Raw genomic sequence first — 24,134 nt, 5'->3', positions numbered from 1 at the left:
AAGTATCGATTTCGGGAGGGAGGTGAAGGAGAATTCGGCAGCTTGTGCGACTTGACGGGTGATGGATCATACTCGAATCTTATTAAGGAGGGATGAATTGTATGAAGCTCAGGGACGAACGGAGCAGCGTTCGACGCAAGCCGCTCACCATCCTGGCCCTGCTGCTGGCCTTTGCGGTCGTGTTCGCCGGTTTGGGCGGCGGACTATCTACAGAGAGGGCGGATGCCGCGGCAGGAGAGTTGTTTTACGATTTCGAAAATTTCAATCTCGGTTTGCTGAACGGACAGAACGGCTGGACGAACGGCACGCAGGGTGTCACGGTGACCGATCAGGTGTATGCGGTCGGAGGCGTCAAAGCGGTCAAAATCGTCGATAACGACAAAACGACCGCAGCGGGGGCGAGGCTGCCGTTTGCGCCGATCGTGAAGGGCAGTGTGGAATGGTGGGCGAGAGCGGATACGGCGGACCGTTTCGTCATGCTGCTGGAAAGCACGAGTCCGCAAGGCAGCAAGCCGGTGGAATGGATCGGCTTCCAGGCGAACCGGACGTTCGAATATTACGACGGGACTACCCGCGTCAGCTCGAGCGAGTTGTATGAGACGGGCAAATGGTACCGGTTCCGGGTCGATTTCGATGCGGCGGCGGGGAAAAAGTCGATCGCGATTTTCGACGGCGACGACGTGCTGCTGCTGCGCAAAAATACGGCGTTCCGGGATGCTTCGGCCACCTCGGTCAACCTGTTCCGCATCGCCACGATATCGACGAGCCTGGGGACCTTCTACATGGACAATGTCCGCGTTCGCGACGGGCTGCTGGCCGAACCGGGTGTTTTGCAGAGGATGGATTTTTATCCCGACGAGCTGACTTTAAACGTCGGCCAGACGAAGCCGACAACGGTGCTCGGCTATTACTCGAACGGAGATGTGCGGATCATGAATGACGGTGTGATAGGCTATAGCTCCCAGCAGCCGGGAGTGGCTTCCGTAGCGGCAAACGGGGAAGTAAGCGGTATAACGTCCGGTTCCACCGTAGTAACGGCTACTTACGGAAGTATTCAGGCTAGGCTGGACGTGAGCGTGTTCGGAGCCGGCGACATTCCGCCGTACTACAATTTACCATTACGTTCGCTTGACGGGGATACGAGCATTCAGGGCCTGCAAATCGCGGCGCCGGCAGACCCGTTGTGGCAAGCGCTCGGCCAGCGGCTTGCAGACGGGCTGCAAAGCCGCTGGAACGTCCAGGTTCAGGTTGTCGAGCCGTCTCGCGACAAATTCCGCGATGGTTGGTCGGGAAATACGATCGTGCTCGGCTCGCTTGGCAACAACGATCAACTGATGCGCCTCTACGGCCTGCGTTTGTCGTATGCCGACGCAATCTATCCCGGGGACGGCGGGTACCAGCTGCAAACGGTGATCGACCCGTTCGGGCTTGGCGGCAATACGATCGTTGTCGGCGCCAGCGATCTGGCCGGAGCCGGACTTGGCGTAGACCGGCTGCTGCAAATCAGCGGGGCGCTAAGCTCGCCGACGATTCCGTGGCAGTCGGAGGCGAAGCTGTCCGCGCAAGCGTCGTCGTATTTGCAGTACGGCGGCAAGCCGACCGCGGCCAACATTCAGACGATGCTTAGGTCGGCGGATACTTGGCTGTCGAAGCTTCAGCCGAACGCGAGCAGCGAAACGGACGCGGCTTCGCTCCATTACGTCCTGTCCCGGATTAAAATATTCGGCGAAAACCTGCTGCTGACCGGAGAGCCGGGCTTTGCGCAAGCTTACCAAAAGCTGCTGCTCGGCTACGCGGGTTATGTGAACCGGTACCCTGCTGCGGCCAAAACGCAGCTCAACGAGAGACAGAACATGTGGACGGATGGCGATACGATCATTCAGAACTGGGCGGTTCTGGAGGCATCGCCTATATTTACAGAGACCGACCGCAAGCAGATCGTATCCGCACTGAAGCTGACGTACGAAGCAAATGCGAACGACGGCTATTTGACGGGCGCCTCGGCGACCGGGCCGCGCTGGAACCATCAAATCTTCCCGGCTCTGTCGCTTATCGCCGGAAGCGACTACTTCGGGAAATATTACAGCTTGCCGGAGACGCAGGCTTGGAGACAGCTCGGGGAGCGCATTTTTATCGGCAACACGTCGCATATCAGCCTGGACGAAGGCCCCGATTATTTGATGCACGTACCGATGACGAACATCGACTACGGCATGGCAACCGGCAATCTTGATTTCATTACGCAAAGTCTTCGCCCGAGCGCCGATCTGAATGCGCTCATGATCGACAATCTCGGCACGATGGCGGGCGGCGGAGACACGTATCCCTTCGGCTACAGCAACGCCTACTCGTGGGGACATTCGCAGGTGATGAACGCGGCGACGCTGTTTTACGGCGATCCGCTTTACCGCTATTTGCTTCAGCGGACGAGAACGGGCCCGTTCCCAGGCCAGCGGATGTCGGATTTGAACTACCCGATTCATATGTATACGTCCGTGAAGCTGGACGAAGCTACGGAGCTGCAGGAGGAGCAATATCCGAAGCTTCAGGCGTTTCCGGTCGAGCAGGGCGTGTATGACGACTTGAAGGATACGGAGCAGACGGTGCTGGATGTAGCGCTGCCGGATGCGTTCCACAAAATGACGTTCCGCGAAGGGTTCGGAGCGGACGACAGCTTTTTGAGCGTGGACGGCTTCTCGGCCGGTACGCACGGACATCAGGACGGCAATGCGATTATCGGCTACAGCGCGAACGGCAGAGTGTTCCTGACCGACCGCGACTATATGGAGAATACGCCGGAGCATCATAACGGGCTTGTCGTGGTCAAGGACGGTCAGCAATCGAAGAAGCCGCCGCTCGCGAGACTGGACTGGTCGGCGGATATCGGGGGAACTGCGCTGAGCCGCAGCACCGTCCCGAATTATAACGGCACCGATTGGGAGCGCTCGATCGTCAGCCCAGACGGTTCGTTTTACCTGATCTATGACAGTGTCAAAGTAAAGGAAGCCGGAAGTTATGTACTCAAAAACAATTGGCAGACGCTCGGAGCGCCTATGCAGCTAAACGACAAATTCGAAGTCGAGCAGCAGGGCGTGACGATGACGATCGAAAGCTTCGACGATACCGAGCTGCTGACGCAAAACAGGTACGGGCATTTCCGCAAACATTGGAAGGCGGATTACCCGTATCCGTATGCGGACCAGGAAACAGTGCTGAGCGAAGTGCTGGAAGAGAGCGGTTATGCTGCGGGAGAGCAGATCGGCTTCGTAAACGTGCTGTCGAGCCGTAAAGATGGCGATCCTAAACTGAATGTGCGCCGCATGAACGAGACGACGCTTGAAATCAAGCGGCAGGGCAAGACGTGGTATGCTTCCGAAGCGCCACTGGATACGAGCGACTTCAGCTCGAACGGCAAGTTCCACCTGCTGGGCGAAGGGCGGCTGCTCGCAGCAGAAGCCACCCAGGTGCGCATCGGCTCGCAGACGCTGCAATTCGCGGAGCCTGTTATGTTCGCGATGAATACGGCGAGCGGACAGTGGGAGGCTTACTCGCTGCGCAAAGACCGGATTCGCTATGCCGCAAGTGGCGAGCAGGTCCGCGAAGGGGCGCTCGAATCTGCAACGGCTCCATGGAATCGGCAAATGGAGCAGCGGCTGGAGCGGGCGATCAAGGCCAAGGAACACCCGCATCCGTGGTCGAAGCCGCAACGGGCTTCCGGAGAAGATGACGTTGCGGATGGGGGGCTTCTTGCGAGCCGTGACGACGATCGTCAGGATCACGAGAATCGTTCCGGGAAGCCGCGCGACTGGGAGCGGGTATACCGCTTCGCCGAGCAAACGACGGACAGCGTCTGGGGCGATCTGGACGGCGATGGCCAGGAAGAACTCGTTCTGGGCGGAGTAAACGGCAAAGTGCAGGCCGTAGACGAGCAAGGCGGCGTCCGCTGGACATTCGCGGCCGCCGGCCGCGTCAATGAAGTGACGGTGCAGACATTAAACGGCAGCCCGGTCGTATTCGTCGCTACCGAAAACTGGTACGTATATGCGCTGAATGCGCAGGGTCAGGAACTGTGGCGTTATGTATTCCCAAGCGATTCGACGCACAGAGGAAGCAGGGGCAATCTGCTCGGCATCACGAATGTCAGAGTCGCCTATGTAAACGGGGCGGATCAGCCGCCGTGGGTGATGGTAGGCACACAGTACCGTTACATTTACGGTCTGGATGCCGCCGGTGCATTGAAGTACGAGGAACTGCTGTACTACTACGGCATCGAGGACATGGAATTTGCCGACTTCGACGGCGATGGCAAGGATGAAGGCATGATTGGCCTGGAGTACGCGTATTACGCTTATTGGAACGAGAAGCAGATCACCCGAGGGGGAAGCGGCGGCGGCCCCGGCTGGAAAGTAGCGACTGTGATCAGTCACCCGAGCTTCGGCGCGGCTCCGGTCCTCGCATTCGGCACGAAGCAAAACGAGGTTCGGCTGGTCGGTTACGACACCAAGCTGCGGGAGCTGTGGAAGCGGAACATGGGCGGGGAAGTGAATGATATCCGCTACGGCGACTATAACGGGGATGGTGTTCCGGAGCTGCTGGCGGGCTCCGACGGCTTCCAGTTTTATGCGCTGAACCCGGACGGATCGGTGCGGTTCCGGGCGGCATTGCCCGACAGGGTGCTTCAGGTGGACGGCTCGAATAAGGACGGAGTAGCGTCGTATTGGGCTGCCGCCGACCACGGCCTGCTCGTCAAGTTGAACGACCAAGGGGAGGTGGAGCGCAAAACCCGCTTTGCCGGCCCGATCGCCGCTTTGAAGTCGGGCGAGACGCAAGCCCGGCCCTGGGTTGTACTGGAGAATGGCGACGTGTACCGCTACCGTCGCTAAGGATTCCACATGATTAGGCCGACGCGCGCGACAATGGCGCGCGTCGGTTTATGATAGTTCCTTGAAGCCGCCCGCAACTTCTAGTATGCTAGTGTACATACTATATTTGGTAAATGGTGGCGCATACGATGCATGAATCGGAAAAACCGAGCCGCAAAACGTCTCAAGCGCGGCTCGAACGGATGATCGATACGATCCGCAGTGAAATCGGGAACGGAACTTATCGCGAAGGCGATTACTTGCCTTCGGAGAAGGCTTACGCCAAGGAGTATCATCTTAGCAACAAAACGGTGCGCCAAGGGCTCGAGGTGCTGGTAGCCGAGCGGCTGATCGAGAAAATTCCGCGCGTCGGCAACAAGGTCGCCCGCTTGTCCCGCTCCGATACAGTTGTTCTGAAGTTTGGCTGTCACACGACGCTGTTCCCGGAAGCGCAGATGAAAACGCTAATAGCGGAATTCCATAAGCGGTTTCCCGGCATCCGCGTCGAAGTCAGCACATTTCCCTCCGGGATGCATACGTACCAATCCGTGAAAACGAAAATCGAACAGGAAGGCATCGACGTCTTCTCGATGAATTACAACAGTATGGACGATTTTCGCCGAAACGGCGCTTTGGACGAATTGGAAACGCTTGAGCCGAATCCCGCCGTTTACCCGTTTTTGACCGAATCGGCCACGTTCGGAGGCGAACTGAAAATGCAGCCTTTCGTGTTTTCTCCACTGATCCTGTGTTACAACAAGGAGCATTTTCGCGAGAAGGACGTCATGGAGCCGGACAGCAGCTGGCGCTGGAACGTTTTGTTCGAGCAGGCGTCGAAGCTTGCTTCCGAGAACGAGCGGCTCGGCTTCTACTTCCATTTCCCTTCCAGCAACCGCTGGCCGGTATTTCTCCTCCAAAGCGGCATTTCCTTCGAACGCGATCCTTCGGGCCGGTTCGCCAGCCCCGAACAACTCGCGGACGGGCTGCGCGCTTGCCGGGAGCTGATTTATTTGCAGAAACGGTTTCCGCTCTTTTTGTCGGAGAAGGATGGGGATGCGGAGGAGCTGTTCTTCAGCGAGAAAGTATCGATGATTATGACGACGTATTTGGCTCTGAACCATCACGAGCGGCGTTCGGAGTTTGAATACGACATCGCTCCGCTTCCTTATTTGAAGAACGATCCGAAGACGCTGCTGCTCATGATCGGATTGTCCATCAGGGCTGATTCCGCCGTGAAAGAAAGTGCGCGGAAGTTCGTGGATTTTCTCGTGTCGTACGAGGCGCAGCTGCTCATTCGCCAGAAGACGCTCAGCATCCCGAGCGTCAAGCCGGCGGCGGAGTGGTCCGGGAAGGAGAGCCTATACCGGCCGTCGCGCTTCTCAATGTACCGGGATATTATCCCGACGTTCCGCCCCTTCACGGCGATGAATATGTCAACGTCGGAGCTGTACCGGTTTTACCGGGAGGCGAAGCTGTTCTGGTCCGGTCTGGAGACAGAGGAGGCGGCGGTGAAGCGGCTCGAGCAGCTGCTGTTCGAGCAGGAGGAGGGCTTGTTCGTGCGCGAGGGCGCCAAGGTGTGAGCGGCAGCGCGGGAAGCCGAAGCGGCGGGTTATGCGAGGCCAGGCTGCGAGAGCCTGGAAGCCGCGGAGAAGCGGCGAATATGAGGGTGAGTGGGTCAATACGATGAACCGCTTATCGCAAATGGGAGGCGCGCTTGCGTCTTCTTTTTTTGCGCCTGGCTAAACGAAAATAAGAGTCTTAGAGGACCGTTATTTTCATTTGCTTGCAGGGTGATTCTGAGATAACAGCCTTTGGGGACTCTTAATTTGTATCGAAATCGTCCTTCATGGCTGTTGTGCCAGGGATAAGAGGCCCAAAAGCATTCTAATTTTCCGAAAAGAGGATTTGAAAGCGAAATAAGAGTCCGTAACGTCTGCTATTTCCAAAAGCCCATCATAGAGCGGCAGCTAGTTATACCGCCGAACGAATCGCCGACAAGGAACGCTACTACATCGTCGACTTCTGCTCGGCAAGGCCCGATTCCGGGAGAGCCGATTTTGGATCGGATGAAGCTTTTCGCCGCCGCAGCACATTGTTGATCACGATAATGCCGATAATGACGCCCATTCCGCTCAAAGCCGACATGTCGCCGAGAGGGATCAGGATGCTGCCTATCCAGCCGATATACGCATACGATAGCGGAACGACCACCAGGCACAAAGCGCTTATAAACAGCGAAGCGAAATAAAAGAAACGGCAAAACAGGCGAAAAGCGAGCGGGTCCGCGCCGGTTCCCAGCTTCGTAAGATCGGATAGGGCAAAAAACATGCCGGCCAGCGAGAAGCTGGCGATGACGGGGGAATCGATGGCTATGACATCGGCAGATTTCAAAATGCCGAGCAGCAAATAGCTGATGGCGATGCCGAACAGGATGACGTCGCCTTGGCCGGCGATAGGACGGCTTATGCTCGTGAGCTTCGGTTTGACCGGCGTGCGCCGTCTTCTCGACAATTCACCCGAAACAGGGATATCTGGCACCGGGATTCCTCCTAATCTTGAAGGCTATCATTATTTTACCATGTAAAGGTAGGGGTGGGAACTATGCCGCACGGCTCCCTTCTTGTCGAGATTTGCAAGATTAGAGGGAAATTGCTGTCGGAAGCTGGTACAATGTAAGGAATAGATGGAAACCTTACGGTGCGGGCGTGCGCACGTCGCAGGAAAATGGCGGAGCAACGATACATAGAAAGGGTAGCTGAAGGCATGAAGATGAGTGTTATCCTGAAAACTATAAAATTTCTGCTGCCGGAAATCCAGTTAATCGATTTGGTGAGGCAGGAAGGATTTATTGCCCGGAGCAGACGCGCTCCAGAGGCGTACAGGGAGGAGACGTCCTACTACGAGGGAAATCAGCAGTCTGCTCCCATGCCGACGTATCAGACAGGGGGCGGGAATTTCGTTCCGAACGCCTCCGGACAGGCTGCGTTTGCAGGCACTTCCCAATCCTCCCCCCAACAGCGGCAACAATCGGCGGCCTACGGCGAAACGGAAAGCAGAACACGCAAGTTATCTACGAGGGAACTGGACGATATTTTCGAAGAGGTGGCAGCGTACCTCAACCGGCGTGTGATTGGCCAGCAATCTTTCGTAGCGGATTTAATCGCCGCTTACAAGCGAGGCTATCTGGATGATCGTACGGATGCGGCGCGGCAAACGATCTTGCTGGCGGGAGCAGCCGGTACCGGGAAGAAAACGGCGCTCGGCATCCTGAACGAACAGCTCCACCGCTATAAGCTGACGCTCTCTCCGCGATTTACGGAGATCCACTTGAACAGGTACGACGCGGATGAAATATCCGGGAACTTTATTGCCGATATGGCGGCGGCTTTTCAGGACGGGACCGGTACGGTGGCGTTCACTGGCATAAAGGAGGCCGATCCGGCAATAGCCTCTTATGTCGCGTCGCTTGCGGCGGAAGGCAGCTTTCGGACCAAAGAAGGCGTTCGTGTGGACGCCGCCGGCTATATTATCGTATTTTATGTCGACTATCCGGCGAAGGATGGGGCAGAACGCGGGCAGATTCCTCCCGAGCTGGCAAGCGCCATCCCGGTACCGGTGCTGCGCGGCATCAAAGCAGTCGCTATAACGGTCACTCTGGATACCGCAGCGCTTGTGCGTATAGCCGAGGAACTGCTGGAGAAAGAGCTGCGGCGTCTTAAGGGGACGATGCAGGTGAATATGTCGGTTAGCGACGCCGTATATGACGCCTTGGCGGGAATGGCAGCGGCGGACCGTACATACGGCGAATCGATCCAGCAATGGATCGAGAACGAGCTCATTCCCGTCGTGTCCGACATGCGGGCCCGGAACGAAGTGGAGCCGGGCGAGAAGGTGCGTATCGTTTTCGAGAACGATACGTTTTATGTCCGATCGCGGCGAATCGATCATCCGATTAAAGTGCGAACCTTCGTACGCGAGGAATCAATCGATGACGTGCTGAAGGAACTGACGAATTTGACCGGGCTCGCGTCGGTCAAGTCGTTCGTGAACGAATTGATGGAGACGGTGAAGCTCAATAAACGCAGGGCGCTTGAAGGCGGCGGAGCCGTTTCGATGGCGCTTCATATGGTGTTTACCGGCAACCCCGGAACAGGCAAAACGACCGTAGCCCGGCTGATTGCCCGCATTCTGAAAGCGATGGGCCTGCTCGCCCAAGGGCAGCTGGTCGAGACGGCCAGGCAGGATCTGGTCGGGCAATACGTAGGCTCCACCGCTCCGAAAACGATGGCCAAAATCGAAGAAGCGCTCGGCGGCGTGCTGTTCATCGACGAAGCGTACGCGCTTGCCCGTCACGATCACGATACGTTCGGCCTTGAAGCGATCGATACGATCGTCAAGGCGATGGAAGACCACCGCGGCAATCTGGTCGTTGTGCTGGCCGGCTACACGCAGGAGATGGAGGATTTCCTAAGAACCAATCCGGGGCTTCGCTCGCGGTTCCCGTTTATTGTGGAATTTCCCGATTATACGCCTGCCGATATGCTCGACATTTTACAACGGATGGCGAAGAGCAGCGGCTTCCGCATCGAACCGGGCGCCTATGACGGGCTCACGGAACTGTTTGCGCAGCGGCAGATCCCCGGTCGCAACGATAGCGGCAACGGCCGTCTCGTGCGCAATCTGTTTGAGGAAGCGGTGCGAAAGCAAGCGACTCGCCTCGGCGGTCAGGCGCCGGGAGCGGAGACCGATATGCAGCTGTTAACCGGAGCCGACTTCGGCATCGGCGAGAGGAAGGCGTTCGATATCGAGAGCGAGCTGGCGGCCATCGTCGGCCTCGATAAAGTGAAGGCGTTTGTCCGCACGCTGGAGAAGCAGCTGATCGTGGATCGCAGAAGGAAGGAAGCCGGCGTTCAGGTCGATACGGGACAGACGATCAATATGATTTTCTCCGGCAACCCGGGAACGGGCAAAACGACGATGGCGCGACTGCTCGCGGGGATGCTTAAATCGATGGGGTATTTGAAAAAGGGGCATCTGGTCGAGGTCGACCGTTCGAATCTCGTTGCCGAATACGTGGGCCAGACGGCGGTCAAAACGAAGCAGGTCGTCGATTCGGCGCTCGGCGGGGTGCTGTTTATCGACGAAGCATATGCGCTGGCCGAGGAAGGCGTGCAGGGCGGCGGCTTCGGCAAGGAAGCGATCGACACGCTCGTTCGCTTGATCGAGATGCACAAGAACAATCTGGTCGTTATACTCGCCGGATATACGGATGAAATGACGCGGTTCGTCCGCGTCAACCCGGGCATGTCCTCCCGCTTTCCGCTGCAGATCGAATTTCCCGATTATACGGCGGCGGAGATGGAGAGGATCGCCGGGATTATGGTGAAAGGCCGCGGCTTTTCGTGGGCGGACGACGTACCGGTGCCGCTGCGCGCCTATTTCGAGCGCAAGCAAATTCCCGGCAAGAAGGACGGCGGCAACGGCCGTCTCGTCCGCAACGTGCTGGAGGAAGCGATACGCCGGCAGGCGGAGCGGCTGGCCGACGGTCCGCAGGTACCGGTGGAGCGCTTGAACGAGCTGACGCTGGCCGACTTCGGCCTTGACGCGGATCGGGAAGCGGCTGGTCAAGCCGCGAATGCGCTGAGCGAGCTGGATGCGGTCGTCGGACTCAGCTCGGTGAAGGAGTTCGTCAGAAGCTTGTCGGCTCAGATCGAGGTAGCGGCGCGCCGCAAGGAAATGGGACTGCCTGCCGCTTCCGCGCAGACGCTGCATATGGTGTTCAAGGGGAACCCGGGCACGGGCAAAACGACGATCGCCCGCATTTTGGCCCGCAGATTGAAGGAACTGGGCGCCATCAAGGCGGATACGCTGGTCGAAACCGACCGTTCCGGGCTCGTGGCGGGTTATGTCGGCCAGACGGCGCTAAAAACGCGCGACGTGATCGAAAGGGCGCTTGGAGGCGTACTGTTCGTGGACGAGGCGTATGCGCTGGCGGAGGGCGATCAATTCGGCCAGGAAGCGATCGATACGCTGGTGAAGGCGATGGACGATTACCGGGACCGACTCGTTGTCGTGCTGGCTGGCTACGATCAGGATATGGAGCGGTTTCTTGACCGGAATGCCGGATTGCGCTCCAGATTTCCGAATATTATTACGTTTCCCGACTATACGGCGGACGAAATGCTGCAAATTGCCGGCCGTATTCTCGGTGCTCAAGGCTACCGGATGACCGAACGGACGGAAGTGCGGTTTATTGAAGCGGTCGGGCCGTACGTCGGCGAGTTGTCCGCAGGCAACGGGAGGCTCGTTCGGAACATGTGCGAGAAGGCGATCCGGAGCCATGCGCTGCGCGTAAGCGGCAAGGCGGATGCGACCGAGGACGATTTGTCGACACTGCTTCCGGAAGATTTCGCCGGGTAAGGGGGGATTCAGTTGAAATGGATTTTTGCGTTTTTTTACCACATGATGATGTTCGCCGTTATTTTATTTTCGCTGTTCCATCCCTTTATGCTTTTTGACTATATGAAGGAGGCGCTGAAGTACGAGGTGCCGCAAAGTGCTACTCCCTTCTTCGTAATCAGCTTCTTCATGTTATGGATCTACATTGCGATGAAAAGCGAATTTCTCGGAAAGCCGTACCGGAAGATTACGATCTTCCTGCCTTTGCTGCAAATGTTGGTGTATACGGCAATCGCTTTGAACGTCGGGCTTATGCTTTTGAACAAATGGGCGGAGGATGGCGCTTATTCCAAATGGGTGGCTATTGTTCTTACGATAGCGGGTGTCATCGCAGTTCGCCTGCTCATGTCGCTGCTGTACTGGAAATATCCGCTAGTCCGCAAATCGGATGGGAGATAGGAAATTAAGGGAGGTACAGTATGTCGGAAGACAATCGCCGCTTTACGAATCGACCTGGCCAGAGACGTTCGGAGGAATCCGGACGGCAAGAGGCCGGAGGCAGCGGATGGAACGGTGAATCGGCAGGACCCGAGTACGAGGCCGCCGTTTACGAGGATAACGTCAAACGCAAAGCATCCAAGAAAAATGTGCACCGGTTCTGGTTCGGCATCAGCGCACTCGCTCTAATCGGGGCATCGATCACGTTCGGAAACGCGAGCTCAGCCTCCATAAAAGATGTTAGGGCGAACGGAACCGGCGCGGCCAAAGCCGGCGCCGTGCTGCTTGCATCGGACGATGACGCCGGACTCGAGCCTCGGGATTTCGAGGTTGCGATGAAGCCGGGGATGCAAACAAGCCGCGCCCTTCTTTGGGACTTTGCGGCGGAGGATGGCGATGTCGTGACGGTGAAGGTAAACGGCAGCGTCATTGCCGAAAATGTTACGATTTTCCACAAGCCGTTCGTTTTGGACATTCCGATTCCGAGTACTGTGGAAATTGTCGGGGTGAAGGATGGCGGAGGCGGGATTACATACGCCGTCAAGTTCCCGGGAGCGGTAAGCGGCAGCGCTTATTTCAACGCGGCGGGCGTAGGCTCCTCCAATGTGTACACCATAACGGGGCAATAGGCCTGTCGTATTAATGTAACCCATACGGGCTTTTCGCCCGTATGGGTTTCTTGCTTTCTCCTCAAATGTGAGTCAGCTTCAGCCAGCTCCGTACTCAGCCGCAGGCTCGGGCAGCGGTCTGCCGATCGCTTCCACGTTATAGCCAAAGCCGAAGCCGCCGATCAGGCTGCTCAGGTCGATGCTTCCGCCCGTGCGGGCGTACAAGCCGGGATGGACGGCGGCCTCGCAGCGGGACGCCTCGGGGTAAAACTGCATGCTGTTCGTCTCCACGCCCATAATCGTTCCGGCGTGTTGGGCGAGCAGCACATGGGGGATTTGCGCCAGCATCGGGTTCGTCAAATCCTGCACCATCAGCGTCATTCCGTGCTCCTTCGCCCAGCAAAGGCTGAGAAGGGCGCCCGTCTGCGTCTTGCACGTCTTCAAGGCGACGGAGCTCCAGCCCAATTCGCGGCCGAGCTTCACAAGCTCCCAATCGTGGGCGCTCTCGTCCATGAACAGCGGCTTGCGGGCGCTGACGCTGCTCACGTCGATCGGGTTCGCCTCGAGATCGTATGGAAACGGCTGCTCGATATACAGGATCGATTTGTAAATATCAGGGTGCTCCAGCATCAGCCCATCGAGCAGATCAGTCACGTAGGCGCAGTCGGTCACCTGGCAGTTGAAGTCGGCGGACAGCCACACGACCCCGTTATCGAGCGCCAGACGTCCGGCTTGCCGCATGCGGTTGTAGTCCCAGGCGGCGTCGTTTCCGGTCAGCTTGATTTTGATGCAGGTTAGCCCGTCTTTTCGTATCCAATCCTCCAGCGCATACGGATAGCCGTCGTCCTTCTGATCGCCTGGAACTTCGTGACGGTACAAATAGTCTTTGCCCCCGAGCAGATGCCAGGCGACAAGCCGGGACGATTGCGGGCGAGTAAAGTAATGCTCCGGGTATTTTCCGGCGAACGGACTTGTCGTCCCGTCTGCCGCTGTCAGGTAGGCGGACAGATCGGCGTTCATATACCGCTCGTTATACGTGGCGTAGACCGGAACCCGGTTCGCCTGCCCGTAGGCGTCATGCAGCGCGATATCGAACGGCGAAAAGCAGACGAGCGCCGCGAGATAAGGCATATCCAGTCCGGACGACTGGCGAAACCGCTCCGCAAGCCCTGGCAGCACCTTTTTCTGGAACCGGTACCCGAGCTCGAAGGCATGCCCTTCGTCGTCCCAGTCGGACAAGCTAGCTGCGATCTGCAAGCAGAAGTCGCGCAGCGCCCGCTCCCGTACGTCGTACGGCAGGTCGCCGGGCCACACCCATTGGACGCTCAGCGGCGTTTCCCCCCAGCCGGTCGCCCGCGAACCGCTGCGGGTTTCCGCTTCGACGCGCACTCTCGCGCAGGTGACGTGAGTCAGCACTTCCGCGCCGAACTTAAGCGGGATGCGCGTTTCAACCGGCAGGAAATGCAGCTTTAACCCTTTGAGACGAATATCATGCTCGTTCATGTTCGCTGACAGCCTCCCCGAACGCCTGCCGAATGTAGGCGAATTCTTTGCTCAGAGCGGCGATGTGTTGCTCCTGGTTTTGCGGATGGTAGAATGGCTGCATATTGATGATCACGGGCCGGTCCAGCTTACTTACAGCCGCCCCGATATCGCGCCAGTTCAGCATTCCTTCGTCACACGGGGTCCAGGCGGCGGACCAGCCTTTGTCCGGCATATGCGAGCGGTTCGGGTCTCGTGACGGCATGACGTCTTTTACGCCGATGGCCGCGAAGTAGTCTCCGAGCAGCTCTATCGCTTTGCCCGTATGCTCCCGGCCTTCGTGGAACTGGTTGCCCGGATCGAGCATAAAGCCGATGTGCTCGGGAGGAAGACCCTGCGCGACAGCAAGCGCCGCGAACGAATGCTGAATCAGCTGCGAGTAGCCGTGGTGTACCTGGTAGATCGCCTTCATCCGGTACTTGGCGCACAGCTCCGCGAGCTGCTCCAGCTCCCCGCTCGCCTGCTCCAGCTGTTCGCGCAGCGGAACCGATTCCCGGTAGGCGAAATAGCCGGTGCGAAACGACTTGATGCCGATCTCGGACATAACGGCCAGCGGCGTAGCATCCTTCGCCAGTGCCTCCGGCGTGTAAGACGTCGTAGCCAGCTCGACGCGAATGCCGCGGGATTGCATGCCCCGAACGAAGGCGGGAGCTTCCCGGGTGAACCCGCCCGGGGTGACCCAATAGCCGTCGCGAACGACAAGGTCGACGCCGTCCAGCCCGATTTGCTGCATGGTGTCGGCTAAGCCCTCCATCGTCAGGCGGCCCAGCATTTTGGGAAACAAACTGAAAAAAGGTTTCATCCGGCTTACCTCCTAGGCCATCGTGGCCAGCATGCTCCAGTCGACGACCATAAGCGGCCGTTTCCCGCTAGCATAAGCTTCTATGTCGCTGACGGCCTGATCGCCGATATGGTAGCTCGTTCCCCCCGCGAGGTGGGACGTGTAGACGACGTTCGGGAGCGTGCGGATCGGATTGTCCAGATGCGCCGGCTCCGGGTCGGAGACGTCGAGGAAGGCGAACAACCGCCCCTTCTGCAGCTCGCGAATAAGCGCATTTTCGTCGATGCAGTCGCCGCGGGACGTATTGATGAAGATTGCATCGTCCTTCATCGCCGCAAACTCCGCTTCCTTCAGCAGATGATACGTTTCGTTCGTCTTCGGCGTATGCACCGTAATCGCATCGGAAGTGGCGCAAAGCTCAAGCAGCGAATCCACCTTCGTCATGCCGAGCTTCGCCGCGTTCTCCGCAGGCATATACGGATCGTACAGCAGGATGCGGGTGCCGAAGGGACGCAGCAGCCCTGCCACTTGGCGGCCGACCCAGGAAGCGCCGACGATGCCGACCGTCGCTTTAGCCAGATACAGCTTGTTTGCCGGTTTTTTGCCTTTCTCGGTCCGGTTTTGCTGCGAGTTGGGGATGATTTTGCGCAAGCCCACGATCAGCTCGCCGAGCACCATCTCCGCTACCGTCTTGGCGATAGCCGGCGCGCAGGAGGCGATCTGAAGCTGACGATCGCGCAAATCGTCAGTGAAAAAGTGCTTTACGCTGCCGGCCGCATGCTCCCACAGCTTCAGATTCCCGCAGCTGTCGAGTATACGCTTCGTCGGAATTGCTGTTTTCCACGAGCCGATCGCCACGTCGCAATCCCGCAAAAATGCCGCCGCCTCGTCTTCGTCCAGCTGTTTGTCCGAATCGTTCCATGTCACTTGAGCGATGCTCTCCAGCTTCGCCCGTCTTTCCTCCGAAAACAGCTCCGCGCACGCCATTTGCGGGATTAGTACGCCGACTTTTACCATATTAGGCCACATCCTTATGTTTGATTGGTCTCCCTAAACCTATCATGCACGGCAGTGAAAACGAATGGCGAAATAAGCGATTAACTTGTCATTATGTGTGATTGGCGATATACATAAATCCCGCAACATTCGGCATGCTATATAAGTTGAACCGGACATTCGGCGGTTAGGGACCTGAGCGTGTCTGTTCAGCCTATCTTGCAGCAGGGGGGTGAAAAGGTGGAACTGAACAAGCAGGAACGGGAGCAGGAGCAGGAGCAGGAGCCGACGATAGCGCCTGGGATGAACATGAGCGATCCGCTCGAGGAACAGGCGTCCGAGGAAGAAGTGGAGCGCGGAGAATACACGGAAGTTACCCGTTTGTTTGTGGACCGGACGCCGGAGGATTGAACCTTCGGACGATTTGAGGCCGCAGCCGCGGCGAGACGGTAAGTCCGCATGGGAAAAGCGCGACCCCGGCGCATGGCCTGTGCGGACTTTCTTTTTTTTTTTTTGTGCGCCAGCCCGGGACGCCCGGCTGAATGTTTACTTCTTTTGCACACGTGTAATATAATGAAGGTGCATTCCCGGGCTTCCGGGGGAAGGAGCCGTGCCGTAACCGATGACCGTTACGATCAAAGACATAGCCAGGCTGGCCGGCGTCAGTCATCCGACCGTATCCAGAGCGCTAAACGACGACCCCGGCGTGAACGAAGAGACGCGGCGGAAAATTATCAGGATTGCCAAGCAGCTCAATTACGTACCGAATTTGGCCGCCAAGCGGCTGGCCGAACGGAAGTCGAACTGCATCGGCATGATATGGCCCGCGTTCGAATCGATGTTTTTTTATAATCTATGCAAGGAAATCCAGCGGGAAGCCGCCAAAAAAGGAATGAACGTGCTGTTGTCGCTGGACGAGCCGGTAGAAGCGATGCGCACGCTGAACCAGCAGTTTGTCGACCACGTCATCTACTGGGCTGGGCCGGGTTGGAAGCCGCCCGCGGCTTTTTTGAAGGAGAAGGAATTATTCAAAGGCGATATGCTGCTCATGGGGGGCGGCTTGGTTCCGGAAGCTCACTGTCTTACGATCGACCGGAAGACCGGCATTTACGAGGCGGTGAAGCATCTGGCGGCTATGGGGCATACGAGGATCGGCTTCATCGGGGAAACGACGGACAAATTGGTCGGGTTTACACAAGGAATCGTCGACTGCAAGCTCGATTTTCGCAGCGATTTTCTCGTATCCGTCGGACATGCGCATACCGCCGAAGAGCCGTTCGACGAGGGGACCGTTACCGAGCTCCTGCTAAGCGCGCGCAGGCCGACGGCGCTGGTGCTGGATAGCCAGGTTGTGTTTTTCCAATTGACCAAGCTGCTGAGACGGCACAAAATCCGTGTCCCCGACGATTTGTCGCTGATCGTGTACGACGATGTCCCCGAGCTGCAGTTGTTCGAGGTTCCGCTGACGACGATCGGCCCGCCGATCCGATCGCTAGCCGAACGGGCCATAGCGCTGCTGACCGCGAAAACTTCGGAAGAAGAAAACGGATGGCAGGAGGAAGAAATTAAGACGCAACTTGTCGTCAGACAGTCGGTCGCTCGTCCCGTCCTGTAAAATTTTTACGGGCGGGTTTACATATCCTGAACACGTGTGCTATCATTATCACGTAATTACTTTATTTTTATTAGTACACGTGTGTTAAGTTTGTGCCGAAGGAAGTTCTGTATCGCTAAAGCGCTAAGCGAATGGGGCTTTCTTGGCAGGCTTTTCCTCATTACCCGTAAGGAGGGCAGAGAGCAGTCGGAACAGATGACGCCATAAGCCACGATAGCCGTTCGGAGGGAGGGAAGAGGCGTCGGTCGATCATAACTCTAAATTGACAACGCTTTCATTTCAATTCGCTTTGCCGATACTAGCCACACTGCGCGAATTCCCGACTACGACAGGAACCGAAACAACGGTAATCTGCTAACGCTATAGTTTCAATGATTCCGGTAAGCCGAAAAGAAAGAGGAAAAAGGAGCGGTCGGTATGAGATGGAACCAAAAAGCGATTATAGCCGCGGGGGCGATGGCCCTTCTGCTAACGGCATGCGGCGGGGGAACGAAGGAGCCCGAAGGCAGCGCGGCTAAAGGGGAAGAGGCCCCTTCGAACAAGCCGGTCACGCTGTATATGCTGCAGGACGGGGCGACTATTTCCGATGAAGAATTCGCCAACTTCATTGCAGCCCCGGTAAAGGCGAAATATCCGCATATTACCGTCGAGATGGTGCGCAACAAAAACGGCAACAACGGGCTGAGCGAGCTGATCTCCTCCGGGAGCTTCCCCGATCTGATGTTTATTACGATGCTCCAGATCAAGGCGCACCGCGATCTCGGCACAACGGAAAACCTGGACCCCTACATCAAGAAGTCCGGCATGAATCTCGCTCAGTTCGATCCCGGGGCGATGCAGACTTCGCGGGCGTTTGGTGGCGGCGAGAGCGTGTACGCCATTCCGTTTTCGCTTAATTTCCTCGCCACGTTTTACAACAAAGATTTGTTCGACCGGTTCGGCGTCTCGTATCCGAAGGAAGGCATGACATGGCAGGATATCATTCAGCTGTCGGCCAAATTTGCCAGAAACGAGAACGGCGCCGAGTACAGAGGATTGTTTGTGCCCAGCTTTGCGGAGATGGGGATGCAGCTGTCGCTCGGGCGCGTGGACCCTGCGACCAACAAAGCAACGATCAACAACGACGGCTGGAAAAAGGCAGCCGAGGTCATCAAAAACATCAATGCGATCCCCGGCAATAAAGGCGCGACTCTGGATCACTTCCTCAAAAACCAGACGCTGGCGATGGTCGCGAGCTACGACGCGAGATTTGCCGCGCTCGAGAAATTGCAGGGCACGCCGGAGCAGTTCAACTGGGACGTGACGCAGTTCCCGAGCTATCCCGACCGCCCGAATACGAGCCTTCAGTCGACGGGCCACTTCCTATCCGTATCGGCGCTCGGCAAAAACAAAAACGAGGCGTTTCAAGTCATCGAGTTGCTGACGGGCGAACCGATCCAGAGCCTCATGACCGAGAGCGGCCGCTTTACCGCGCTCAGCAACGAGACGATCAAGAACAAATACGGCGCGAAGATGAAGTCCATGCAGGGCAAAAACATCAAAGCCGTCTTCAAAAGCTCCTTTGCGCCCCCCTATCAACCGACATCGTACGATGCTCTCACGAACACGCCCTTGAACGATGCGGCCAAAAACTTCCTCGATAACGGCATGGACATCAATACGGCGCTGCGCCAAGCGGAAGAGGCGTCCAACAAGGCGATCGAAGCCGAGATCAACGCCAAAAAATAAGCGGCTCGCATAACAGCCGGACAACTGCGGGCGTGTTTGCAAACGCGCCCTAGATGAACTCCCCAGCTAGACTTCATTCCAACATTCCTGTTTTCGAATCGATATCGGATGAGGGAGAGTGTTTTCGGATGACCGTTCGCAAGTACAAAACGGGCTTATCTTTGCTTGTATCGGTTTGCCTCGCGTTCCAGGTTTGGATGACGGGAGGAAGTTCCGTTTCGGCGGATTCGCCCGCGTCTGCAACCAATATGCTCGTCAATCCCGGCTTTGAAACGGTAACAAGCGGTGCTCCGTCAGGATGGAAGGCGATCGGCAATACGTGGACGGGGCCGGCGGGGGTCGCAGCGGAAGCGGCCCGGACCGGCAGCTACGGCATCTCGATTCAAACGACGGCGGCCGATAATCCGTGGGTCCAGCAAGGTATTCTTGTGGAAGCGGAAGCGACGTACAGCATCTCGTCCTGGTTCAAGGCCATCGGCGTTAGCGGCGCGCCGGGTTACAAGGTCGAGTTTTACACCTCGCAGGTCGTATCGCCGCAGACGGCTCTGACCGGCTACTCGTACCGCAGTCCCGCATCCGGTCTTGACGGACAATGGCACGAACTGAACTACGAAATAAAAGCCCCGGTGGGGGCGAAATATATGCTGGTGTATTTGCGGCTGTATGGAACCGGCAAAGTGTATTTCGACGACGCTGCGGTAGTCAAAACGAAGGATGCGCCGCAAATCGTGCTTACACCGAATCAAATCTACTACTATCCGGATGTAACGACCGGCAGCATTGGCGTGGAGCTTAAGCCGCAAGATGGCGTTCTCGCGGGGAAAACGGCGGATATTAAGCTGGTTAAACAGTCCGGAGGCACGACCCTGTTTGCACAAACCGGTCTGGCTGCCGCCGCGCAGCTGAACGTTCCATTTCAACCGGCGGCTATGGAGATCGATCAGCCGTATGTGCTGTCGGTGGAATTGAAAGATGCAGCCGGGCAGGTCGTTTCGCGTGTGGAAAGAACGATCTACAGATGGAACCGCCCGACGGCGCTGCCCCAGAACGGTCCCGTTCAGGTTCAGGGCCAGCCGTTCTTCCCGGTGATCGCCTACCATGCGAATTTGGAAGACTATCCGTATTTGAGCCAGATCGGGGTCAACACAGTTCAGGGCGTCAACACGACGAGCGAAGCCGTGGTGCAGACACTGCTCGATACGGCGCAAGCGAACGGGCTGAAGGTGCTGCAGACGCTTTATCCGAACATGCAGGTCAAGGAAAACTTCGCGCTCACGGAGCAGATAGTGGCCAGGTTCAAAAGCCATCCCGCCCTGCTCGGCTGGATGATTATGGATGAGCCGTTCTTGAACGGCATCGCCCAGTCGGAAATTCTCGAAGCGTACAAACGGATTCGTACGATCGATCCCGATCACCCGACCTATATGGTCGAATCGGAACCGCACGCGTACCGCTCCACCGGGCAGGCGACGGATATTCTCGTGACGGACGTTTACCCGTACAACAGGTCGAATATGCAGCCGATCTCGGCGGTCGGCAGCGGCGTGCGCAAGGCGGTTCAGGATACGGACGGCGTGAAGCCGGTGTGGACCGTGCTGCAAACGTTCCGGTTTCCCGGCCCGTCTGCGTGGGACTATTTGCCGACGATCGGCCAGGTGCGCAATATGGCATACCAGTCCATACTGGCCGGAAGCAAGGGCCTTGCCTACTACTCGATCAACGACCCGGGCTGGAAGCTGCGCGAGTCGGTACTGTGGACGGGACTAACCGCTTTCAAAGACGAGCTGCAGCTGATCGGGGATTTGGTGAAGCAAGGCAGCAAGACGGCCGAGCAGACCGCCGGCGCGGTACAGTGGGGCGTATGGAGCAAAGGGCAGGAGCAGTATGCGATCGCGATCAATGTAACGCAAACGGCGCAGACGGCGGACATTCCGCTGACGAATGCGGGCAATCGAGTACAGCTGCTGTTCGGCGACGAGCCCCATTCGTGGGCTAGTTGGGATTCGCAGCTGGAGGTGAGCCTGGGTCCCGAGCAGGCGCTTGTGTACCGCATTACGCCATTTGCTTCGGAAGTCGAGGCGGCGATCGCCTCGATGCAAAATGCCGCAGCGCTGCTGCAAAACAACCATTGGCAGCAAAAAGCTAGCGATCTGACCGCGAAGCTGAACGACGTGCGGCAGGCTTTGACGGCCCCGGCGCCTGATGCCCAAAACGTCATGAACAAGGCGGACAAGGCAATCGATGACAACGACAAACTGACCGCCTGGGTAAATGGACAGAGCGATACCACCCTCGAAGGCAAAAGGCAAACGCTGCTTACGTTGCTGGAAGGTGTGTACAACCGGGTAGCACCAATTGTTCATTCGACGATCCGGCTTGATTTTCAACCGTTCCCGGACCGGCTGACGAACGGCGAGCAGGGGACCGCTAGCGTTCAAATCCGCAACACCGGCGACAAAACGCTCCATCCGTGGCTGCGCGTCGACTTGCCTGACGCCTTCGGACTGCCGCCGCTCGAGCGCGAGTTCGGTCCGGTCCAAAGCGGGGCGAGCGTGAGCGATTCCGCGAGCTTCACTGTGCCGTCCGCCGTTCCGCCCGGCCAATACACCGTCTCGGCATCAGTGTATTATTCCTACAAAGGCTCGGTGTTTCAGGTCACGTCCGCCCGCGAGCTTGAGGTGACCTCGCTGCTGCAAGCAAAACTGACGCCGGGAACGATTGACGTGACCAAGGCGGGTACATACCCGTTTGCCGTCGAGCTGACGAACGGCTCGGCGACGCCGCTTGTCGTCGAGCTGTCCCGGAACGTCCAGGGCGGCCTCACGGCGGAGCTGCCCGCTTACGCTGCACTTGCCGGGCGCGAGACGAAAACGGTGCAGGGCACTGTCACGGTTCCGCAATCGGTGACGCAGGGCGTTTATACGCTCACGGTAGTACCGCAAGTAAACGGGGTGGCCTACGCCTCGCTGCCGCTCACGGTCAAGGTCGATACGAACCTCGTCTTCAATGGGGGCTTCGAGACCGGCACAAGCGCACCCGAAGGATGGATGCTGCGTACGGGCGTATGGGATAAAACGACGGCCCATAGCGGCATAGCTTCGGCCAAGCTGAACCCGGACGCCGCCAATACGTGGAACGTCATCAATACGGTGGAGACGAAGGAAATCCCGGTCACGGCAGGCCGCTCGTATACGTTATCCGGCTGGGTGAAGAACGGTTCGACAACCGGCTCGGTCGCCCTCGGTATCCGGCAAATCGATGCAAGCGGCACATCCGTCCAGTACAATTGGGCGGAAGCGGCAAGGGGCGGCGACTGGACGAAGGTGCAGGTCACCTTCACTGCGCTGCCGCAAACGAAGCGGGTCGCCGTCTATTTCAAATTGGACCAAAGTGTAAATGGGCCGGCTTGGGTGGATGACTTAGACATGCGCGAGCTGCCATAGCGTAAGGGCATTTTGCAATCCCGTAATTGAACAAGCAGCAGTCGTATCGGATGCGCGTCAGGCGGGTCCGGCCGGCTGCTGCTTTTTATTCTAAAATAAGTAATGCGTTGCAAGCATGTCGGGCAGCTAAGCACGCATCTTCTATTCGGTGGATGTCTCGTGACCGCCGTATCCCTGTCTGAGCCTGCACGTTAAGGAATTTGTCCGGCTTTGCGCCTGATTTCCACAAGTTCCTCCGCTTCCCGGAAGGCGGTGTTCAAATCTTTTTGTCCGGCAAGAACATCGCCGAACTTGCTGCTCAGCTCGCCAAGCGCCACAGCTTCAAGCTTGGAACGGTTTAAAGCGTTGACTAAGCTCGCGACAACATACAAAGCTTCCTTCGGATGCCGGGACGTCTTCGGAACCGCGAAGAAGTATCCGCTCGGCAATCCCGCTCGGCTCACGGGCTCGCTAACGAAGCCAGGAAGCTGAATTCGGCCGACTCGCTGGTGCGGCTCCGCTAGAGGCGGGTAAATGAAGTTGCCGGCCCACATCGCGACATCCTGTTTTTGAATGAACCGGTTTTTACTAAATCCCCGGTCAGCCCCTTCGAACTCCATTCCGGGTACATCGTATACCGATTTCAGAGCCGCAAGCCAGGGATTCCACGTTTCCGTCATAAATTGGGTCCGTTCGGATTGCGGGTTGGTCAGCGGAGCCTGCTTCGACATGACGTTCAGCAGGAAGGAGCGGTCTGCTGCAAAACCGACGTACCGGATCTCCCGGTCTACCCGCGTCAATCGGGACGTCAGCTCTTTCGTCTCGCCCCAGGTTAGTCCTTCCGCGGGGTAAGGAATGCCGAATTTATCGAAGATGTCTTTGTTGAAATATAGGGAAGCGCCCTTGCCGGGAGGCAGCAGACCGTAGGTCCCCTCGGTGCTTCTAATTTTCTCTGCGCCGTTGAGCGGATCGGTGTCCTTCGGAAGCTGGCCGAGCTTGCGCGCTTCACTCGTCATCTCCTGAATGATGCCGGACAAATCGAGCCATTCGTTCGCAGCTTGGCCCGAATCGAGCTCGGACAGCGGAACAAGTGCGAGATCGGGAGATGCGCTGGCCAGAAGCGCTTTCCACTCGGTTCCTTCCGGATAGGCGACCGGCTCGATCGTAATCATTGGCTGGCGCTTTAGCAGCAGATCCGTTACGGCGCTCTTGAACGTATCGGCAGGCATCCGGCTCGCATCGAGCAGACGGAGCTTGACGGGCTGCTGGATCACAGGACCTGCGGAAACGGGAGCGGAGCCGGCCCCGTTGCCCCAGCTGCCCCGCGATGTTTGGATGCAGCTTGTCGTGAGCGTCCAGATCAGGCTGGCCGCTATGGCCGTCGCCAGAGAGCCTTTCATCTGTTTATTGATCATCCTTTTTTCCCCTCTAATGTCAAAGTTTATATACACAATTAGACGACTTGGGAAGGGAGGTAGTTTCGGACGACCGGCACCGTGGGAGGAAGAGAGCATAGTGAAAAGAGCAGCAGCTGCTCCCTTCTTCATTGAAGTAACGGGCAGTGCGCGCCTAGCCAAGCTAGGTACAACTTACTGATGAAAGTTCAGTCGGGGTAGGGACCAAGCCGCCCCGTAGCTAGCAGGCAGACGTCGGCGAAATCCGGCGGCTGAAGCCCTGCGAAAA

At 57.6% G+C, this 24,134-nt stretch carries 14 protein-coding genes; 9 read left to right on the top strand and 5 right to left on the bottom strand.

All coding sequences use genetic code 11. The features are described 5' to 3' along the window. Positions 1-101: 101 nt before the first annotated feature. Complete coding sequence (locus D7M11_RS15115; RefSeq protein ID WP_158606621.1) at positions 102-4,883, top strand: Ig-like domain-containing protein; 4,782 nt, start codon at positions 102-104, stop codon at positions 4,881-4,883. 128 nt (positions 4,884-5,011) lie between these two features. Further along, complete coding sequence (locus tag D7M11_RS15110; protein ID WP_158606620.1) at positions 5,012-6,442, top strand: extracellular solute-binding protein; 1,431 nt, start codon at positions 5,012-5,014, stop codon at positions 6,440-6,442. A 427-nt stretch (positions 6,443-6,869) separates the two neighbouring features. Here the strand turns inward: D7M11_RS15110 and D7M11_RS15105 are convergent, their stop codons facing one another. Beyond that, the gene (locus D7M11_RS15105) at positions 6,870-7,400 is read right to left on the bottom strand and encodes a hypothetical protein (protein WP_120748076.1); all 531 of its coding nucleotides are present in this window, start codon (positions 7,398-7,400) and stop codon (positions 6,870-6,872) included. Positions 7,401-7,631: 231 nt separating this feature from the next. Between D7M11_RS15105 and D7M11_RS15100 the strand changes: the two genes are divergently transcribed. The 3 genes from D7M11_RS15100 to D7M11_RS15090 are packed head-to-tail and all read left to right on the top strand — an operon-like array spanning position 7,632 to position 12,388. Continuing rightward, on the top strand, positions 7,632-11,282 hold the full coding sequence (locus tag D7M11_RS15100; protein ID WP_120748075.1) for an AAA family ATPase: 3,651 nt from the start codon (positions 7,632-7,634) through the stop codon (positions 11,280-11,282). Between the two features lie 12 nt (positions 11,283-11,294). Further along, the gene (locus tag D7M11_RS15095; protein ID WP_240041124.1) at positions 11,295-11,720 is read left to right on the top strand and encodes a hypothetical protein; all 426 of its coding nucleotides are present in this window, start codon (positions 11,295-11,297) and stop codon (positions 11,718-11,720) included. A 20-nt stretch (positions 11,721-11,740) separates the two neighbouring features. Then, complete coding sequence (locus tag D7M11_RS15090; protein WP_120748074.1) at positions 11,741-12,388, top strand: hypothetical protein; 648 nt, start codon at positions 11,741-11,743, stop codon at positions 12,386-12,388. 78 nt (positions 12,389-12,466) lie between these two features. Here D7M11_RS15090 and D7M11_RS15085 read toward each other — a convergent pair whose 3' ends face one another. From D7M11_RS15085 to D7M11_RS15075, 3 genes are read right to left on the bottom strand one after another with little or no spacing between them, the layout of a single operon-like run. Then, a complete protein-coding gene (locus D7M11_RS15085; protein WP_120748073.1) occupies positions 12,467-13,870 on the bottom strand; it encodes a mandelate racemase/muconate lactonizing enzyme family protein in 1,404 nt (467 codons plus the stop codon). Further along, complete coding sequence (locus D7M11_RS15080) at positions 13,857-14,711, bottom strand: sugar phosphate isomerase/epimerase family protein (RefSeq protein ID WP_120748072.1); 855 nt, start codon at positions 14,709-14,711, stop codon at positions 13,857-13,859. Before D7M11_RS15080 ends, D7M11_RS15085 begins: the two co-directional genes overlap by 14 nt. Before the next feature lie 12 nt (positions 14,712-14,723). Further along, positions 14,724-15,707 carry a hydroxyacid dehydrogenase gene (locus tag D7M11_RS15075; RefSeq protein ID WP_158606619.1) on the bottom strand — a complete coding sequence of 328 codons (984 nt, stop codon included), beginning with the start codon at positions 15,705-15,707 and terminating at the stop codon, positions 14,724-14,726. 219 nt (positions 15,708-15,926) lie between these two features. On the opposite strand from D7M11_RS15075, the gene D7M11_RS36410 reads away from it, so the two are divergent. The 4 genes from D7M11_RS36410 to D7M11_RS15060 all read left to right on the top strand — a co-directional run bounded on the left by D7M11_RS36410 (position 15,927) and on the right by D7M11_RS15060 (position 22,472). Beyond that, positions 15,927-16,097: a hypothetical protein gene (locus D7M11_RS36410; protein ID WP_158606618.1), complete on the top strand. Its 171-nt coding sequence runs from the start codon at positions 15,927-15,929 to the stop codon at positions 16,095-16,097. A gap of 211 nt (positions 16,098-16,308) precedes the next feature. Beyond that, positions 16,309-17,301: a LacI family DNA-binding transcriptional regulator gene (locus D7M11_RS15070; protein ID WP_120748070.1), complete on the top strand. Its 993-nt coding sequence runs from the start codon at positions 16,309-16,311 to the stop codon at positions 17,299-17,301. Positions 17,302-17,718: 417 nt separating this feature from the next. Then, positions 17,719-19,029 (top strand): ABC transporter substrate-binding protein, encoded by a 1,311-nt coding sequence (locus D7M11_RS15065; RefSeq protein WP_120748069.1) that lies wholly within the window; start codon positions 17,719-17,721, stop codon positions 19,027-19,029. A 128-nt stretch (positions 19,030-19,157) separates the two neighbouring features. Then, positions 19,158-22,472, top strand: a complete 3,315-nt coding sequence (locus D7M11_RS15060; RefSeq protein WP_158606617.1) for a carbohydrate binding domain-containing protein — start codon at positions 19,158-19,160, stop codon at positions 22,470-22,472. Between the two features lie 191 nt (positions 22,473-22,663). Here D7M11_RS15060 and D7M11_RS15055 read toward each other — a convergent pair whose 3' ends face one another. Then, positions 22,664-23,866 carry an ABC transporter substrate-binding protein gene (locus tag D7M11_RS15055; protein ID WP_158606616.1) on the bottom strand — a complete coding sequence of 401 codons (1,203 nt, stop codon included), beginning with the start codon at positions 23,864-23,866 and terminating at the stop codon, positions 22,664-22,666. Between the last annotated feature and the right edge of the window lie 268 nt (positions 23,867-24,134).

The sequence above is a fragment of the Paenibacillus ginsengarvi genome (assembly GCF_003626695.1).
Classification (GTDB): Bacteria; Bacillota; Bacilli; order Paenibacillales; family NBRC-103111; genus Paenibacillus_AB; species Paenibacillus_AB ginsengarvi.
The sequence above is the reverse complement of the archived record's forward strand: the minus strand, read 5'-3'. Positions and strand labels throughout refer to the sequence as shown.